Below are 15,984 nucleotides of genomic sequence, written 5' to 3' on the forward strand. Positions count from 1 at the left end.
GCGCGGTGCGCGTCGCCGTCAACACCTCGATCCTCTTCGGCGACCTGCCGCTGGAGCGCCGGGCGGCCGCGGCCCGCGCGGCCGGGTTCACCGCGGTCGAGTCGTGGTGGCCCTTCGACGCCGTCGTCCCCGGTGACCGGGAGGTCGAGGCGTTCGTCCGGTCGGTCGAGGACGCCGGGGTGCGGCTGGTCGCGCTCAACTTCCCGGCCGGTGCGATGGCCGACGGCGAGCGCGGGCTGGTGTCGGTGCCCGGGCGGGAAGCCGAGTGGCGCGACGCCGTCGCGGCGACCGTCGGCGTCGGGGAGCGGCTGGGCACGCGGCTGTTCAACGCGCTGTACGGCAACCGGGTGGCCGGCGCCGACCCGGCCGCGCAGGACGCGCTGGCCGACGAGCACCTGGCGCTGGCGGGACGGGCGGCGGCGCGGATCGGCGGCACCGTGCTGCTCGAGCCGCTCAGCGCGGCCCCCCGCTACCCGCTGCGGACGGCGGAGGACGCCCTCGCCGTCGTCGACCGGGTGGCGGCGCAGGCCGGGGTCACCGCGCTCGGCCTGCTGCTCGACCTCTACCACGTCGCGGTCAACGGCGAGGACCTCGACCGGGTGGTCGGGGTCGCCGGGCCGCGGGCCGCGCACGTGCAGGTCGCCGACGCGCCCGGCCGGGGCGCGCCGGGCACCGGGGAGCTCGACCTGGCGCGGCACCTGCGCCGGCTGGAGGAGGTCGGCTACGCCGGCTGGGTGGCGCTGGAGCACGTGCCGGGGGACGGCGACCCGTTCGCCTGGCTGCCCCGCGAGCAGCGAGCGGCGGCCTGACCGGGTCCCCGGGTCACCGGCACTCCGTGCACCGCACCGCGGCACCCGGCCCGTCCGGGAGGCCGTGCAGCGCCCCGGCCAGCGCTGCGGCGCTGTCGCGGTACCACCGGCGGGTCTCGGCCGCGCGCTGGCGCGCCCCGCCGGACCAGTAGTCGGAGAAGGCCGCGTGCCCGTTCGCGGCCGCGGTGCCGACGATGTCGTAGGACCAGTCGTGGTTGCGTCGGACCGCGGACAGCAGGCGGTGCCGCTCGGCGGCGGGCAGCCCGTAGCTGTCGACGAACAGCCGCAGGCGGGCCAGCGCGCGGCCGCGCCGGGCGTCGGAGGTGAAGCGGTCGGGCCGCAGCGGCGCCCACAGCCGCGCGGCGCCGGCGACGTCCCAGACCCGGCAGCCGGGACTGGCCAGGTCGAAGTCGATGAGGGCGACCGCCCGGCCGTCGCGGAACACCACGTTGTCCAGGTTGACGTCGTTGTGGCTGATCAGGTCACCGGCGAACGGCGGGGGAGGGGACGCCGGCCAGCGGTGCGGTGCGGGGTCGAAGCCCTCCGCGGCCGCGTGGTACTCCCGGAGCAGGTGCGCCACGCTGACCAGCGCCTCGTCGGTGAGCGCCCAGGGCGGATAGGGGGGTGTGACGGCGGTGCCGGGGACGTAGGAGAGGACCTCGCGTCCGTCGTCGTCGACGCCGAGGAACCGCGGCGCCCCCGGGAAGCCCACCTCGGCCAGGTGGCCGAGCAGGGCCCGGGTGGCGGCGCTGGTCGCCCGCCACGGCCGCCGGACCGTGTCGCCGATCCGCACGACCTGCCCGCGGTTGGCCGTCCCGCCGACCAGGACCTCGGGCGCGCCGTCCTCGGGCGCGCCGTCCTCGGGCACGCCGTCCTCGGGCACGCCGTCCTCGGGCACGCCGTCCTCGGGCACGGACTCCCCTCCACCGGTGCGGTCAGCCGGCGCCGGGGCCCTCGTCGTCCTCGAGGACCCGCTGCGCGAGCGCGGTGTGGGTCACGATGCCACCGACCAGGCCGCTGCGGAGGGCGGCGCGGACGGCGCGCGCTTTGGCCGTGCCGTACGGGATGACGATGACCTCGGGGATCGCCCGCAGCTCGTCGGCGCCGATGCCGATCATGCGCTCGGACAGCTCCGCCCGGACCGGCTCGCCCTCGGTGGACAGGAAGACGCCCGACACGTCCGCGCAGACCCCGAGCCCGCGCAGCGCCTCGCGGTCGTCGTCGGACACGGCGTCGTAGAGGGTCGACTGGCCCGGCGCCCACAGGCCCACCCCGGCGACCGCCCTGGTCACCAGGGGGACCTGGGCGAGTGCGCTGGCGACCTCCGGCTGCTGCCGCAGCGCGGTGGCGGTCGCGGCGTCGGGGACGGTGAACGGCGCGTAGAAGACGTGCGCCGCGCCGCCGGAGGCCCGGGCGACCCCCCGCACGACCTCCACGGAGGTGTCGGGTCCGCCGGGCAGCGACAGCACGCCGGTGAGCTGCACGACCGGCGTCCCGGGCAGCGGGGGGAGCGCCTGCGCCATCGCGCTGACCGCGCGCGCCCACGCGAGGCCGAGCACGTCGTCGGCGGTGACGACCTCGGCGAGCAGCCCGGCCGCGGCCCGGCCGAGGTGGCCGCGCAGGGAGGCGGCGTCGTCGTCGGGGGTGTCGACGACGACGGCGTGCTGCAGGGCGTAGCGGTCGCGCAGCCGCACCGACAGGTCGACGTCGATCTCGCCCTGGTGCCGGATCTCGATGCGGACCAGCCCGCTCGCCCGTGCGGCGTCGAGGAGGCGGGCGACCTTGAACCGGCTCAGCCCGAACTCGTCGGCGATCTCGACCTTGGACCGCCCGTCGAGGTAGTAGCGGCGGGCGACCGAGGCGCTGAGCACGATCCCCGCGGGTCCGGTGCGGTCGACGGCCATCACTCTCTCCTGCTCGTGCGAGCACCCCCGCGCTCACTGTCGCACAGCGGCTTGACGGATCGTCCACCTCGCGTGAGACTCACGCCACACCCAAATGAGTGATCAATCGCTCATCTGAGCGCATTGCTCATGTCCCGGGCCGACGCGAGAGGACCGGACCTTGCGCAGACACGGACGAGCCGCCCTGGCCGCCATGACGGCGGCGGTGCTGGTGGGCGGACTGACCGGGTGCGCCGGCTGGGGCGGCGGCCCTGGTGGTGGCGGACCGGACACCATCAACGTGCTCATGGTCAACAACCCGCAGATGGTCGACCTGCAGAAGCTCACCGCCGAGCACTTCACCGCGGAGACCGGCATCAGGGTCAACTACACGGTGCTGCCGGAGAACGACGTCCGGGACAAGATCAGCCAGGAGTTCTCCAGCCAGGCGGGGCAGTACGACGTCGCCACGCTGAGCAACTTCGAGATCCCCATCTACGCCCGCAGCGAGTGGATCGCCCCGCTCGACGAGTACGTCGACGCCGATGCCGAGTTCGACCAGGACGACGTCCTCGGCCCGCTGACGGCGTCGCTGTCCGATGACGGCCGGCTCTACGGCGAGCCGTTCTACGGCGAGTCGTCGTTCCTGATGTACCGCCGGGACGTCCTGGAGGCCGCCGGCATCCAGATGCCGGCGAACCCCACGTGGCAGGAGGTCGCCGACATCGCGGCGGCCGTCGACGGCGCGGAGCCCGGCATGGCCGGCATCTGCCTGCGCGGCCAGCCCGGGTGGGGTCAGCTGTTCGCCCCCCTGACCACCGTGGTGAACACCTTCGGCGGCACCTGGTTCACGCAGGACTGGCAGGCCCAGGTCGACAGCCCGGAGTTCCGCGCGGCCACGCAGTTCTACGTGGACCTCGTCCGCGAGCACGGCGAGGTCGGCGCCCCCCAGGCCGGCTTCACCGAGTGCCTCAACAACGTCATCCAGGGCAACGCCGCGATGTGGTACGACGCCACCTCGGCGGCCGGGTCGCTGGAGGCCGAGGACTCCCCGGTGCGCGGCCTCATGGGCTACGCGCCGGCCCCGGTGGTCGAGACCGACAGCTCCGGCTGGCTCTACGCCTGGTCGTGGGCCATCCAGCAGGCCAGCGCCAAGAAGGACGCCGCGTGGCAGTTCATCTCCTGGGCCTCCAGCGCGGAGTACGAGCAGCTGGTCGGTGACGAGCTCGGCTGGTCGCGCGTCCCCGCCGGCAAGCGGGCGTCGACGTACGACAACCCGGACTACCTCGCCGAGGCCTCGGCGTTCGCCCAGCCCACGCTGGCCGCCATTCAGGCCGCCGACCCGAACGACCCGGGGGTGCAGCCCCGCCCGGCGCCCGGGATCCAGTTCATCGACATCCCGGAGTTCCCCGACCTCGGCACGCAGGTCTCCCAGGACGTCAGCTCCGCGATCGCCGGCCAGATGACCGTCGACGAGGCGCTGGAACGAGGCCAGCAGCTCGCCGAGGACGTCGCCGAGCGCTACCAGGAGAGGGAGTCGGGATGAGCGCGGACGAGACCACCCGGACCTACACGCCCGAGCGCCCCGGACCGGCCCCGGAAGCGGAGGAGCGGCCATGAGCACGACCATCGAGCGCGGGCGCGACGACGTCGGCACACGGCCGCCGCCACCGCCGCCGTCCGGCGGGGCCCTGCGGCGCACCTCGGACTGGGCCCGGCGGGCACCGCTGCTGCCGGCGCTGCTCTTCACGATCGTCGTGACGCAGCTGCCGTTCGTCGTCACGCTGATCGTGTCGTTCATGGACTGGAACGCCTACTACCCCGACGAGCGCGGGTTCACCGGCTTCAGCAACTACGCCAGCGTGCTGACCGACGTGAACATGCGCCAGGCGATCCTCACCACGGTGATCCTCACGGTGGTCGTCGTCCTGGTCAGCCTGGTCCTGGGCATGGTCATCGCCCTGCTGCTGGACCGTCAGTTCCGCGGCCGGGGCGTGGTGCGCACCCTGATGATCACGCCGTTCCTCGTCGTCCCCGTGGCCGCGGCGCTGCTGTGGAAGCACGCCCTCTTCAACCCCGAGTACGGGCTGCTCAACGGCACGCTGAACGCCATCTGGCGGCTGTTCGGCTCGGACGACGCGCCGCAGCCGGACTGGATCACCACGGCACCACTGGTCTCGGTGGAGATCGCGCTCATCTGGCAGTGGACGCCGTTCATGATGCTGATCCTGCTGGCCGGGCTGCAGAGCCGGCCGCTGGACGTCATCGAGGCCGCGCGCATCGACGGCGCCAGCACCTGGCAGATCTTCCGGTACATGACGTTCCCGCACCTGCGCCGCTACCTGGAGCTGGGCGCGCTGCTGGGGTCGATCTACATCGTGCAGAACTTCGACGCCGTCTTCACGATCACCTCGGGCGGCCTGGGCACGGCCAACCTCCCGTACGTCATCTACCAGACCTTCTACCAGGCGCACGACTACGGCCGGGCGTCCGCCGCCGGCGTCGTCGTCGTCATCGGCACGATCGTCATCGCCACCCTGGCGCTGCGGACGGTGTCGACCCTGTTCCAGGAGGAGAACGCGCGATGAGCTCCGTCACCGACGTGGGACCGGTCGCCGCCACCCGCACGCCCGAGGGCGAGCCCCGCGCGCCGCGCAAGCCGCGCAGCGGAGCCCTGCTGGGGCTGCTCGCCTGGCTCATCGGGATCCTGTTCGTCATCCCGGTCCTCTGGATGATCCTGACGTCGTTCCACAGCGAGGAGGCCGCGGCCACCAACCCGCCGTCGCTGTTCGCCCCGCTGACCCTCAGCGGCTACAAGGAGTTCTTCGGGATCGGGACCGGGGCCAACCCGTGGCCCTCGCTGGCCAACTCGCTGACCGCCAGCGTCGTCTCGACGGTCATCGTGCTGCTGCTCGCCATCCCGGCGGCCTACGCGCTGTCGATCAGGCCGGTGCGCAAGTGGACCGACGTCATGTTCTTCTTCCTGTCCACCCGGATGCTGCCGATCGTGGCCGGGCTGCTGCCCATCTACCTGTTCGCGCAGTGGAGCGGGCTGCTGGACAACATCTGGCTGCTCATCGTCCTCTACACGGCGATGAACCTGCCGATCGCGGTGTGGATGATGCGCTCCTTCCTCGCCGAGGTGCCGGTGGAGATCCTCGAGGCGGCGTCGATGGACGGCGCGGGGCTGCTGCTGACCCTGCGCTCGGTGGTGGCGCCCATCGTGCTGCCGGGCATCGCCGCGACCTCGCTGATCTGCTTCATCTTCAGCTGGAACGAGCTGCTGCTGGCCCGGACCCTCACCGGCACCGTCGCCCAGACCGCGCCGGTGTACCTGACCGGGTTCGTCACCAGCCAGGGCCTCTTCCTCGCCCAGGTGTGCGCCGCGGCCTTCGTGGTGTCGCTGCCGGTGCTCATCGCCGGCTTCGCCGCCCAGGACAAGCTGGTGCAGGGCCTGTCGCTGGGCGCGGTGAAGTGACCGCCGCGACGGCCGACGCCCCGGTTCCCCCGGTCGCCCCGTCGATGCGGGTCGCGGTGCTGCGCGGGGCCGGCGACGTCGCCGTCGAGGAGCGCCCCGTGCCCGAGCCGGGGCCGGGCGAGGTCGTCGTCCGGGTGTCCTCGGTCGGGGTCTGCGGGTCGGACACCCACTACTACGAGCACGGGCGCATCGGCCGCTTCGTCGTCGAGGAACCGCTCGTGCTCGGGCACGAGGCCGCCGGCGAGGTGGCCGCCGTCGGCCCGGGCGTGCCCGCCGCGCGCGTCGGCCAGCGGGTGTCGGTCGAGCCCGGGGTGCCCGACCTGACCTGCCCGCAGTGCCTGGCCGGCCGGTACAACCTCTGCCCGGGCATGCGGTTCTTCGCGACCCCGCCGATCGACGGCGCGTTCGCCGAGTACGTCGTCGTGCACGCCGCCTTCGCCCACCCGGTGCCCGACGGCATGAGCGACGACGCCGCCGCGCTGCTCGAGCCGCTCTCGGTCGGCATCTGGGCGTGCCGGCGGGGCGGGGTGAGCGCCGGCTCCCGCGTGCTCGTCGTCGGCGCCGGCCCGATCGGGCTGGTGAGCGTGCAGGCCGCGCTGGCGTTCGGGGCCACCGAGGTGGTCGTCTCCGACGTCAACCCCGCCCGGCTGGCGCTGGCCCGCGACCTCGGCGCCACCGAGGTGGTCGACGCGCGCACCGCGGACGTCGCCGACCTCGACCGTCCGCCCGGCGTGCTGCTGGAGTGCTCGGGACACCCGGCGGCGATCGGCCAGGGGATCCGCGCGCTCGACCGGGCCGGCCGCGCCGTGCTCGTCGGCATGGGCGGCGACGAGGTGCCGCTGCCGCTGTCGGTCGTGCAGGAGCGCGAGCTGGAGGTCACCGGCACCTTCCGCTACGCCGGCACCTGGCCGACGGCGATCGCGCTCGTCGCGGCCGGCCGCGTCGACCTCGACCGCCTCGTCACCGGCACCTACGGCCTCGACCGGGCCGAGGACGCCCTCACCGCCGGCCGCCGCGACCCCGACTCGGTGAAGGTCGTCGTCCACCCCCGGTCCTGACCCCCCTCCCGACCACAGCGAGGAGAGACCCATGGCCTCCGTCACCTACGACGCCGCCAGCCGCATCTACCCCGGCGCCGACCGCCCCGCCGTCGACTCCCTGGACCTGCAGATCGCCGACGGCGAGTTCCTCGTCCTGGTCGGCCCGTCGGGCTGCGGGAAGTCGACCAGCCTGCGGATGCTCGCCGGGCTGGAGGACATCGACCGCGGCGCCATCCGCATCGGCGACCGCGACGTCACGCACCTGAAGTCCAAGGACCGCGACATCGCGATGGTCTTCCAGAGCTACGCGCTCTACCCGCACATGACCGTCGCGGACAACATGGGCTTCGCGCTGAAGATCGCCGGGCGCAGCAGGGAGGAGATCGCCACCCGGGTGCGGGAGGCGGCGAAGATCCTCGACCTGGAGGAGTTCCTCGACCGCAAGCCCAAGGCCCTCTCCGGCGGCCAGCGCCAGCGGGTGGCCATGGGCCGGGCCATCGTGCGCGACCCGCAGGTGTTCCTCATGGACGAGCCGCTGTCCAACCTCGACGCCAAGCTGCGGGTGCAGACCCGCACCCAGATCGCCGCCCTGCAGCGCCGCCTCGGGACGACGACCGTCTACGTCACCCACGACCAGGTCGAGGCCATGACCATGGGCGACCGGGTGGCCGTGCTGCGGGCCGGCGTCCTGGAGCAGTGCGACACCCCGCTGCGGCTCTACCAGCAGCCGACCAACGTCTTCGTCGCCGGGTTCATCGGCTCGCCGGGCATGAACCTCGCGGAGTTCCGGCTCGCCGAGGGGCACGCGGTGCTCGGGCAGGCCCGCATCCCGGTGCCGACCGCGGCGCTGACCGCGCTGTCGGCGGAGGGGGCGAGCTCGGTGGTCGCCGGCTTCCGCCCGGAGTCGGTCGACCTGGTCGCGCCGGGCGAGCCCGGCGCCTTCCCGGTCGACGTGGACGTGGTCGAGGAGCTGGGCTCCGACGCCTTCCTGCACGGGCGGCTGTCCGACCTGCCCGCGGGCTCGGGCCCGCTGAGCGACAGCATCATCGCGCGGGTCGACCCCAACCGGCCGCCGGCCAAGGGCGAGCGGGTGCACCTGCGGATCCAGCAGGGCCGGGAGCACCTCTTCTCGCCGTCCACCGGCCGGCGTCTGCCCGCCTGAGTCCTCCCGGAGACCGCCGTGACGAAGCTCGACGCCGCCGCCCTGCCCGCCCTCGCCGGCTCGGTGCCGGTGCCGACGTACGACCGGTCGCGGGTGCGGGCCGGGATCGTGCACCTCGGGGTGGGCGCGTTCCACCGCTCGCACCAGGCCCTCTACGTCGACCGGCTGCTGGAGCAGGGGGCGGCGCAGGAGTGGGGCATCTGCGGGGTCGGCGTGCTGCCGTCCGACCGCGCGATGGCCGAGGCGATGGCCGCGCAGGACTGCCTCTACACGCTGGTGGTCAAGCACGCCGACGGCACGTTCGAGCCGCGGGTGGTGGGCTCGATCGTGGAGTACCTGCTCGCGCCCGACGACCCCGAGGCCGTCGTGGAGAAGCTGGCGGCCCCCGAGACGCGGATCGTGTCGCTGACGGTCACCGAGGGCGGCTACAACTTCTCCGCCGTCACCGGGGAGTTCGACGCCGACGACCCCGACGTCATCAGCGACCTGCAGCCCGGGGCGGCCCTGCGGACGACGTTCGGCCTGGTCACCGAGGCGCTGGTGCGCCGGCGCGAGCGCGGGGTGGGGCCGTTCACCGTCGTGTCCTGCGACAACATCCAGCACAACGGCGACGTCGCCCGGCGCAGCTTCGCCGCCTTCGCCCGGCTGCGGGACCCCGCGCTCGGTGAGTGGGTCGCCGCCGAGGTGCCCTTCCCGAACTCGATGGTCGACCGGATCACCCCCGCGACCACCGACGACGACCGCGCCGAGGTCGCCCGGCGGTTCGGGATCGAGGACCGCTGGCCGGTGGTGTGCGAGCCGTTCGTCCAGTGGGTGCTGGAGGACCGGTTCGCCCTCGGCCGGCCGCCGCTGGAGGACGCCGGGGTGCAGATCGTCGAGGACGTCGAGCCCTACGAGCGGATGAAGCTGCGGCTGCTCAACTCCGGCCACCAGGCGCTGGCCTACCTCGGCTCGCTGATGGGGTACCGGCTGGTGCACGAGGCGGCGCAGGACCCGCTGTTCCAGCGGCTGCTGCTCGACTACATGGTCGAGGAGGCGACGCCGACCCTGCTGCCGGTGCCCGGCATCGACCTCGACGCCTACCGCCACGAGCTGCTCGAGCGCTTCGCCAACCCGGCCGTCCGCGACACCCTGGCGCGGCTGGCGTTCGACGGCTCCGAGCGGCTGCCCAAGTGGCTGCTGCCGGTCGTGCGGGACAACCTGGCCGCCGGCGGTGAGGTCCGCCGCTCGGCGGCGGTGGTCGCCGGCTGGGCGCGCTACTCGGAGGGCGTGGACGACGAGGGCCGGCCGCTGGACATCAACGACCGCCGCAAGGACCGCCTCGCGGCCAGCGCGCGGCGGCAGCGGGAGGACCCGCTGGCGTTCCTCGCCGACCGCGAGCTCTTCGGCGACCTGGTCGACGACGAGCGGTTCACCGCCCCGTACCTGGCGACGCTGGCGTCCCTCCACGAGCGGGGGGCGCGGGCGACGCTGGAGGACCTGGTGGGCACCGCCGCCCACTGAGCCGGGCTCGGCTGCCCGCGGGCTCCTGTTGATCATCGTCCGCGTGCACGGTGACACTCCGTCGACGCGCGAGTCGTCGTGCACGCACCCGGTGATCAACCGCTCGGTCAGCTGCTCAGGCGATCAGGAGGCCGCGACATCGACGACCGCCAGACCGGCCTCGTGCCAGGCGTCCAGCAGCTCCCGGTCTCTCGCGGTGGCCACCACGTCGGAGTCGGCGTGCTGGAGGGCGGCCGCACAGTGCACCGCGTCGTAACCCCGCAGGCGGTGGACGGCGGCCAGGTCTGCCGCGGTGTGGATGAGCGTCGTGTCGACGGGGAGCGCGAAGAGCTGGTCCCACAACTCGTGCAGCCGTCCCAGGCTCTCGCGGTGCTGCACGCTGGACACGCGGTTCATCCGCCGGGCGCGGGCGAGGGCCGCAGCCGCCTCCACGAGGGTGAGCTCCACGGTCAGGACCGTGTCCGACTCGTCCCAGACGTCCCGGCAGCGTGCGCTGGTGGGTTCGGCGACCAGGAGCGGGACGAGCGCCGACGTGTCGAGGTAGGCGATCACCGACGCTGTTCGGCGACCAGGTCGGACACCGTGCCGCTCACGTCAAGCGGCTCGGGAGCCGGTCGCTTCGCCGTCCGGGGCGGCTGGACCACGCCGTCGGCGATGAGGCGCTCCAGCGTCGTGGGCCGGTCGACCGGCACGATCCGGGCGACCGGCCGACCGTGGTCGGTCACGGTGATCGTCTCTCCTCCGCGCACGGAGGACAGGTGACGGCTCAGGCCGTCCCACAGTTCGCGGATCCCGATCCAGCTCATGGTCGGCCTCCCGCGGTGGCTACTTCCTCCACCTGCAGAGTAGCCACATCGGTCATCCGGGACCTCGGCCGTCTGGAAGTCGTCCGTCACAGCTTCATGCGGTCGACGGTGGGGACTGCGGACGAACCGTCGGCCCGGTCGACGTGCGTGGCGAGCACGGAGGGGTGGGCGCCCGCGGGACCTCCATGCTGCCGTCGCGTTCGAGCCCGAGGGTGGCCGTCAGGACCGTTCACCACAGATCCGGGGCGATGCCGCACCGGACTCGCGAGGAGGGTCAGTCGTAGGGGTTGGTGAGGACGGCTGATGCCTCGACGACGCCGAAGGTGACCGGCGGGCCCTCGGTCGTGGTGGTGCCCGGGACGTCGGCCGGGGCGCTGCCGTCCACGGTGAACGTCGCGCCCCAGGTGACGGTGAGGCTCGCGGTGTAGGTGCCCGAGCGGTACAGGTGCTCGGCGGCCTGGTCGGGGTAGGGGCCGCCGGGCTCGGTGCTGGTCAGCGTGGGCGCCGCGGGGTCGCCGGTGTGCCACGTGTACTGCTGCGCCTCGGCCGCGATGATGACGGTGAAGCCGCGGATGTCGATCGTGAACGTCTGCGTGGTGGGGGAGTCGGTCCAGAAGACGACCGGCAGCCCGGACAGGCCGTCTCCGGGCGGCGCGTGCTCGGCGGTCAGCTGGGGGAGCGGGAGCCGCTCGAAGTAGCTGAACACCTCGGCCGGCGACGGCGGCGGGTTGAGCGCCGTGATGTCGATGCACCCCGTCCGGACGTCAACCCAGTCACCGAGCAGGTCACCGGGCTGAGCGCCGCCTGGAACAGGGATGACAGCGGTGCCGTCGGGGCGGACGACCGGACGCTGCTGGACGGTCAGGTACCGGACTGCGCGTCCGGGATCCGCTGGGCAAGCCTGATAGTCGATCCCCGAGCAGGAGCCCAGGCGCTCGTCGGACAGCACGCAGGGGTCGAGCAGCCGCCAGACGTAATCGACAACCTCGGCGGCGCCGGCGCCGATCACCTCGGCCACAGCGCCACCGGAGTACTCGGTCGTCACTGCGCCGCCGCTGAGCTCCGTCTCGGGACATTTGTCGAAGACACATCCCGCGGCGGCGGCGGTGGCGGCGTTGATTAGGACCAGCGCGCCGATCAGCAAAGCTGCAATCGGTCCTCGAGCGAACGCGCCGATCATCCGAATCCAAAACTAGTCACGACCCACGTCTGGTGGGCAGTTGACCAGGTGAGGTTAATGCCACCAAATACATTGGGAGCCGACGGTTGGCTGTCGATGAGGGCGCCCGCGCTGTCGACCGCTTGCACAGATTCCTGCCGAATTCCGTAGCTGATATAGACCGTATCAGCAGCCATGACTGGCGGGGGCACGTCGTTCAGGGTCAGCTCACCGCCGACGTACCTGTTGCCGGAGGCTGCCGCTTCGTCGTAGTTGCGGGCGATGCGCTGACACTCGCCACAGTCCGGCCCGAGGTCACGCAGCGGCTGGCCGGCGGGGATGGCGCGCTGGTGGTCGATGAGGTCGATCCAGTAGCGGAGGAAGGCCTCGGCGCCGGCGGCGTCCTGGGTGCGCGCCTCGGGCGGCACGGGGAAGTCGGCCGGGCCGACGACCGGAAGCGCCTCGGTGGTCGGCGCCGCGGTGGCCGACGGCAGGGTCTGGCTCGGCGTCTCGTCGCCGCCGCCGCAGCCGGTGAGCAGCGTCGTCCCCAGTGCGACGGCCGCTGCCGTGAGCCGGATCCGTCCCCCGTGATCACGCACGGCCGGACGATAGCCAGGGGAAGGTCGTCCGCGTGGCCACCCTGGGGAAAGCCACCCGAACGACGCTGGTCCCGCCCGGACAGCGGGAGCCGTGCGCCCGTCGAGAGGGCAGTTGTTGCCGCGTGGTCCGGCGTGTCCGCCCGTGTCGGCCGCGACGAGTGCGCCTTCGCGCCGCCGTCCGCGGATCACGAGCCGAAGGCGGTCTCCAGTCCCTCCTCGCTTGCCGCGGCCACGGTGCGGCCGAGGGCGACGGCGTGGGTCATCCGCAGGCTGCCGGCCAGCCAGAGCAGGACGTCGTGCAGCCGCAGCCGGGTCAGCGGCCGGCCGAGGAGTGTCGCCGCCGCCGTCTCCAGGCGGCCGAACGCCACGGCGTTGGCGCGCAGTTCCCGGTGCACGACGGCCTCGGGTCCGCTGTCGCCCTCGACGACGTGTCCGTAGAGCTGGCGGCGGGTGACGCCGTCGAGCAGCGGCACGAGGGACGGCTCCCGGTGGTGCAGGGCGGCGACGACGTGGCGGGCGCCCGGGCGGTCGGCGAGCCGGCGCAGCAGCGCGCCCACGGTGCCGGGCTCGGCGAGCACGGAGAACTCCTCGTCCGGGAGCTCCCACAGCGCGCGCCCGGCCGCCCGGTCCACGAGCTCCCGGGCCAGGGGCCGGACGTCGTCCAGCGCGCTGCGGACCTCCCGCCACCCGGCCGGGTCCAGCCGGCCGTGCAGGCCCTCGGCGAGCAGGACGTCGCGGTCGGTGGGGTGGTCGGCGGTCTCGCGGCGCTGGCCGTCGAAGCGGTCGAACGCGTAGGCGAGCACCTGGAACCACCGGCCCTGCGGGACGCTGGGGGAGCGGAAGAACAGCGGACGGCGTCCGCGCGCGTACCCGAGGACGGCGGCCAGCGCGGTGGGCAGCGGGATCGGGTCGGGCCCGGCGCTGGGGAGGACGAGGGCAGCGTCGTCCCGTCGTCCCCCTGTCACGGAGGGTATGTCTACCGCCTCCGGGGTGTCCGATGAGTCCCGGTACTCCCGGCGGTCCCTGCTCCATGACGACGATCGACCTGGGACCTGCCGCGGCCGCGGTGAGCGCGGTGGTGGCCGGGGTGCGCTACGAGCAGCTCGGCGCGCCGACGCCGTGCCGTGAGACCCCGGTGGCCGGCATCCTCGACCACCTCGCCGGGCTGACGCTGGCCTTCCGGCTCGCCGCGGAGAAGGCGCCGCTGGACGGCGCGCCGCGGGCCTCGGCCGACTCGCTGCCCGCCGACTGGCGCACCCGCATCCCCGCGCAGCTCGACGCGCTGGCGGCCGCCTGGCGCGACCCGGCCGCGTACGAGGGCGTGACGGCGGCCGGGGGAGTGGAGATGCCCGGCGAGGTCGCCGCGCTCGTGGCGCTCGACGAGGTGGTGGTGCACGGGTGGGACCTCGCCGTCGCCACCGGGCAGCCCTACGCCGTCGACGACGCGTCGGCCGAGGGCGCCATGCGGTTCGTGGCGTCGTTCGGCGACGACCGGCCGCCGGGCCTGTTCGGCCCGCCCGTGCCGGTGCCCGACGACGCGCCGGCGCTGGACCGGCTCGTCGGCGCCACCGGCCGCGACCCCGGGTGGACGCCGCCCGCCTGACCGACGGCGCCCGGACGACGTGACCGTCGTCCGGAACTGTGTCCGGGGCAGCCCTACCGCGGCACCACCGTGATGGGGCACCGCAGGCCGGAGGCACGGGCAAGGCGTCCGTCGGCGGTCACCAGGGCGCATCCCAGGGCCTCGGCGAGCGCGACGTACGTGGCGTCGTACGCCGTCACGTTGCCGCGGAGCTGCCACACGCGGTCCAGCAGGCCGGTGGCGGGGTGGCGGGTGACCGCGAGCCGGCGCCAGGTGTCGAGGGCCGACCACCCGTCGGCTGCGGTGATCGTGCCGGCCGCGGCGGCGCGACGCAGGGCGCTGGTGACCTCGGTGTCGACCAGGTGCGGTACCTGTACCCGTTCCCGTGCCAACAGGGTCCGGGTGGGACCGGCGTTGAGCAGGCCGGAGACGACCGCCGAGGCATCGGCGACGATCACCGCCCGGCGCGCTCCGCGTCCAGCCCTGCGACGAACTCGTCCGCGGGGACGCCCAGGTCCGGCAGTGCTGCCAGGAGGGCCGGGTTGTCCGCCCGCCGCGAGGCCTCGGCCAGTTCGCGGACGGCGAGCGCGCTGACCGACGTCGCCTCCTGTGCGGCGAGGCGCTCCAGGCGCTCGACGACGTCGTCCGGGACGTTGCGCAGGTAGAGCGTCCTCATGTCGCACGATGCTAGCATTGTGCAAGCAGGATGCGAGGTGGCTCTCGATGTCGCCCCTCGAGGAGGGCGTCGAGGCCGTCAGGGTCGCACCCGCCTGGCGAGGTCAGCCGACGACGAACGCGAGCGACGACGGCGCCTCGGCGGTGGCGCACGAGCCGACGACGGTGAGCGTCGCGCCGTCGGCGGCCAGTGCCACCCGGCCGAAGGCGCCCTGCCCGGGGCACAGCCTCGCGGCGGCGACCTGCTCGCCGTCGGACAGGTCGAGGCTGATCACGCCGGACTCGACCTCGAAGCCGACCACGGGCAGGTAGGCGACCCGCCCGTCGGGGGAGACGGCGAAGTCGGCGGGGGTGCGGTCGGTGCCGGGGACGACGTGCGACGCGGTGACCTCCCCGGCGTCCACCGTGACCACGCGGAACGGGTCGTCGCCCGAGCCCGCGGTGAGGGTGGCGACGGCGGTGCCGTCGTCGGTGACCTGCAGGGCCGACGGGATGCTGGCCGGCTCGTCGGGCGCGAGTTCCACGGGGCCGTCGACCGGCTCGAGCTGCTCGTCCCACGTGGCCAGCGCGGCGACGTCGGCCAGGTCGGGGGCGCGGGCGTCGCTGAGCAGCGCCGTCGGTCCGCCGTCGGGGCGGACGGCGAGGGCCTGCACCGTCAGACCCTCGGCGAGGTCGGTCGTGGCCTCTACCCGGCCGGTCGCGGCGTCGACGGCGGCGAGCCGGCCGTCATCGGTGGCCACGTAGAGGCGGCGGCCGTCGGGGGAGAGGGCGGCGGTGTCCCCGGCGATGTCGACCGCGGTGACCGTGGGCGCCGCCCCGCCGGGCGGGACCCGGGTGATCCGGCCCGGGCCGGTGACCAGAGCCGTCCCGTCGGCGGTGACGAACAGCTGCGTGCCGACGTCGTCGACCCGGCGGACGTCGCCGAGCCCCTCCTGGCTGATCGGCACCAGGTAGCCGGTGCGCGGGTCGGCGGTGTCGGCGAGCAGGGCGAGCGTGCCCCCGTCGGGGACGGCCGCGAGGTCGAGGACGTCGACGCCGGCGGGCGCGACGCCGTCGAGGTCGGCGCTGCCGAAGTTCTCGGTGAACGTCCGCGGCGGTGGGGTGGGCGTGCCCTCGTCGCCGGTGCAGCCGGTGAGCGCCAGCGCGACGGCGGCGAGGGTAGCCGCGGCGCGGCGGGCGGGGGGCATGCGGGCTCCGGGAGTCGGTGCCCGAGTGTGGAGTGGACCTGAACAGGGCGGCAACCGGGTGGCGTGGTCTCATGCCCCGACGGGCCGGCGCCGGGGCCGGC

18 protein-coding genes are annotated in these 15,984 nt (G+C 74.1%); 8 read left to right on the plus strand and 10 right to left on the minus strand.

Annotation, left to right across the window (positions count from 1 at the left end; genetic code table 11):
- The first annotated feature begins 5 nt into the window (after window positions 1-5).
- Window positions 6-809 carry a hydroxypyruvate isomerase family protein gene (locus ACU616_RS17155; RefSeq protein WP_446759639.1) on the plus strand — a complete coding sequence of 268 codons (804 nt, stop codon included), beginning with the start codon at window positions 6-8 and terminating at the stop codon, window positions 807-809.
- Window positions 810-822: 13 nt separating this feature from the next.
- On the opposite strand, the gene ACU616_RS17160 is transcribed toward ACU616_RS17155, so the two are convergent.
- The gene (locus ACU616_RS17160) at window positions 823-1,722 is read right to left on the minus strand and encodes a phosphotransferase (protein WP_446759640.1); all 900 of its coding nucleotides are present in this window, start codon (window positions 1,720-1,722) and stop codon (window positions 823-825) included.
- 22 nt (window positions 1,723-1,744) lie between these two features.
- Complete coding sequence (locus ACU616_RS17165) at window positions 1,745-2,713, minus strand: sugar-binding transcriptional regulator (RefSeq protein ID WP_446759641.1); 969 nt, start codon at window positions 2,711-2,713, stop codon at window positions 1,745-1,747.
- Window positions 2,714-2,873: 160 nt separating this feature from the next.
- On the opposite strand from ACU616_RS17165, the gene ACU616_RS17170 reads away from it, so the two are divergent.
- The 6 genes from ACU616_RS17170 to ACU616_RS17195 all read left to right on the plus strand — a co-directional run bounded on the left by ACU616_RS17170 (window position 2,874) and on the right by ACU616_RS17195 (window position 9,875).
- Complete coding sequence (locus tag ACU616_RS17170; RefSeq protein ID WP_446759642.1) at window positions 2,874-4,238, plus strand: ABC transporter substrate-binding protein; 1,365 nt, start codon at window positions 2,874-2,876, stop codon at window positions 4,236-4,238.
- A 70-nt stretch (window positions 4,239-4,308) separates the two neighbouring features.
- Window positions 4,309-5,280: a carbohydrate ABC transporter permease gene (locus tag ACU616_RS17175; protein WP_446759643.1), complete on the plus strand. Its 972-nt coding sequence runs from the start codon at window positions 4,309-4,311 to the stop codon at window positions 5,278-5,280.
- Complete coding sequence (locus tag ACU616_RS17180; protein WP_446759644.1) at window positions 5,277-6,170, plus strand: carbohydrate ABC transporter permease; 894 nt, start codon at window positions 5,277-5,279, stop codon at window positions 6,168-6,170. Before ACU616_RS17175 ends, ACU616_RS17180 begins: the two co-directional genes overlap by 4 nt.
- Window positions 6,167-7,228 carry an NAD(P)-dependent alcohol dehydrogenase gene (locus ACU616_RS17185; protein WP_446759645.1) on the plus strand — a complete coding sequence of 354 codons (1,062 nt, stop codon included), beginning with the start codon at window positions 6,167-6,169 and terminating at the stop codon, window positions 7,226-7,228. The genes ACU616_RS17180 and ACU616_RS17185 overlap by 4 nt, the downstream gene beginning before the upstream one ends.
- 31 nt (window positions 7,229-7,259) lie before the next feature.
- Window positions 7,260-8,372, plus strand: coding sequence for an ABC transporter ATP-binding protein (locus tag ACU616_RS17190; protein WP_446759646.1), 1,113 nt, complete (start codon window positions 7,260-7,262; stop codon window positions 8,370-8,372).
- Window positions 8,373-8,390: 18 nt separating this feature from the next.
- Window positions 8,391-9,875 (plus strand): mannitol dehydrogenase family protein, encoded by a 1,485-nt coding sequence (locus ACU616_RS17195; protein ID WP_446759647.1) that lies wholly within the window; start codon window positions 8,391-8,393, stop codon window positions 9,873-9,875.
- A 123-nt stretch (window positions 9,876-9,998) separates the two neighbouring features.
- Here ACU616_RS17195 and ACU616_RS17200 read toward each other — a convergent pair whose 3' ends face one another.
- The 5 genes from ACU616_RS17200 to ACU616_RS17220 form a co-directional block, all read right to left on the minus strand.
- On the minus strand, window positions 9,999-10,427 hold the full coding sequence (locus ACU616_RS17200) for a type II toxin-antitoxin system VapC family toxin (protein WP_446759648.1): 429 nt from the start codon (window positions 10,425-10,427) through the stop codon (window positions 9,999-10,001).
- Window positions 10,424-10,681, minus strand: coding sequence for a type II toxin-antitoxin system Phd/YefM family antitoxin (locus ACU616_RS17205; RefSeq protein WP_446759649.1), 258 nt, complete (start codon window positions 10,679-10,681; stop codon window positions 10,424-10,426). Before ACU616_RS17205 ends, ACU616_RS17200 begins: the two co-directional genes overlap by 4 nt.
- Before the next feature lie 274 nt (window positions 10,682-10,955).
- A complete protein-coding gene (locus ACU616_RS17210; RefSeq protein ID WP_446759650.1) occupies window positions 10,956-11,825 on the minus strand; it encodes a hypothetical protein in 870 nt (289 codons plus the stop codon).
- A 32-nt stretch (window positions 11,826-11,857) separates the two neighbouring features.
- The gene (locus tag ACU616_RS17215; RefSeq protein WP_446759651.1) at window positions 11,858-12,439 is read right to left on the minus strand and encodes a hypothetical protein; all 582 of its coding nucleotides are present in this window, start codon (window positions 12,437-12,439) and stop codon (window positions 11,858-11,860) included.
- 185 nt (window positions 12,440-12,624) lie between these two features.
- Window positions 12,625-13,404: a DUF6308 family protein gene (locus ACU616_RS17220; RefSeq protein WP_446759652.1), complete on the minus strand. Its 780-nt coding sequence runs from the start codon at window positions 13,402-13,404 to the stop codon at window positions 12,625-12,627.
- Between the two features lie 65 nt (window positions 13,405-13,469).
- Between ACU616_RS17220 and ACU616_RS17225 the strand changes: the two genes are divergently transcribed.
- Window positions 13,470-14,042: a TIGR03086 family metal-binding protein gene (locus ACU616_RS17225; protein ID WP_446759653.1), complete on the plus strand. Its 573-nt coding sequence runs from the start codon at window positions 13,470-13,472 to the stop codon at window positions 14,040-14,042.
- Between the two features lie 53 nt (window positions 14,043-14,095).
- Here ACU616_RS17225 and ACU616_RS17230 read toward each other — a convergent pair whose 3' ends face one another.
- The 3 genes from ACU616_RS17230 to ACU616_RS17240 form a co-directional block, all read right to left on the minus strand.
- On the minus strand, window positions 14,096-14,479 hold the full coding sequence (locus ACU616_RS17230) for a type II toxin-antitoxin system VapC family toxin (RefSeq protein ID WP_446759654.1): 384 nt from the start codon (window positions 14,477-14,479) through the stop codon (window positions 14,096-14,098).
- A complete protein-coding gene (locus ACU616_RS17235) occupies window positions 14,476-14,697 on the minus strand; it encodes a hypothetical protein (protein WP_446759655.1) in 222 nt (73 codons plus the stop codon). The genes ACU616_RS17230 and ACU616_RS17235 overlap by 4 nt, the downstream gene beginning before the upstream one ends.
- 103 nt (window positions 14,698-14,800) lie before the next feature.
- On the minus strand, window positions 14,801-15,883 hold the full coding sequence (locus tag ACU616_RS17240) for a hypothetical protein (protein WP_446759656.1): 1,083 nt from the start codon (window positions 15,881-15,883) through the stop codon (window positions 14,801-14,803).
- Window positions 15,884-15,984: the final 101 nt, after the last annotated feature.

This window comes from Geodermatophilus sp. URMC 62 (genome assembly GCF_052931475.1).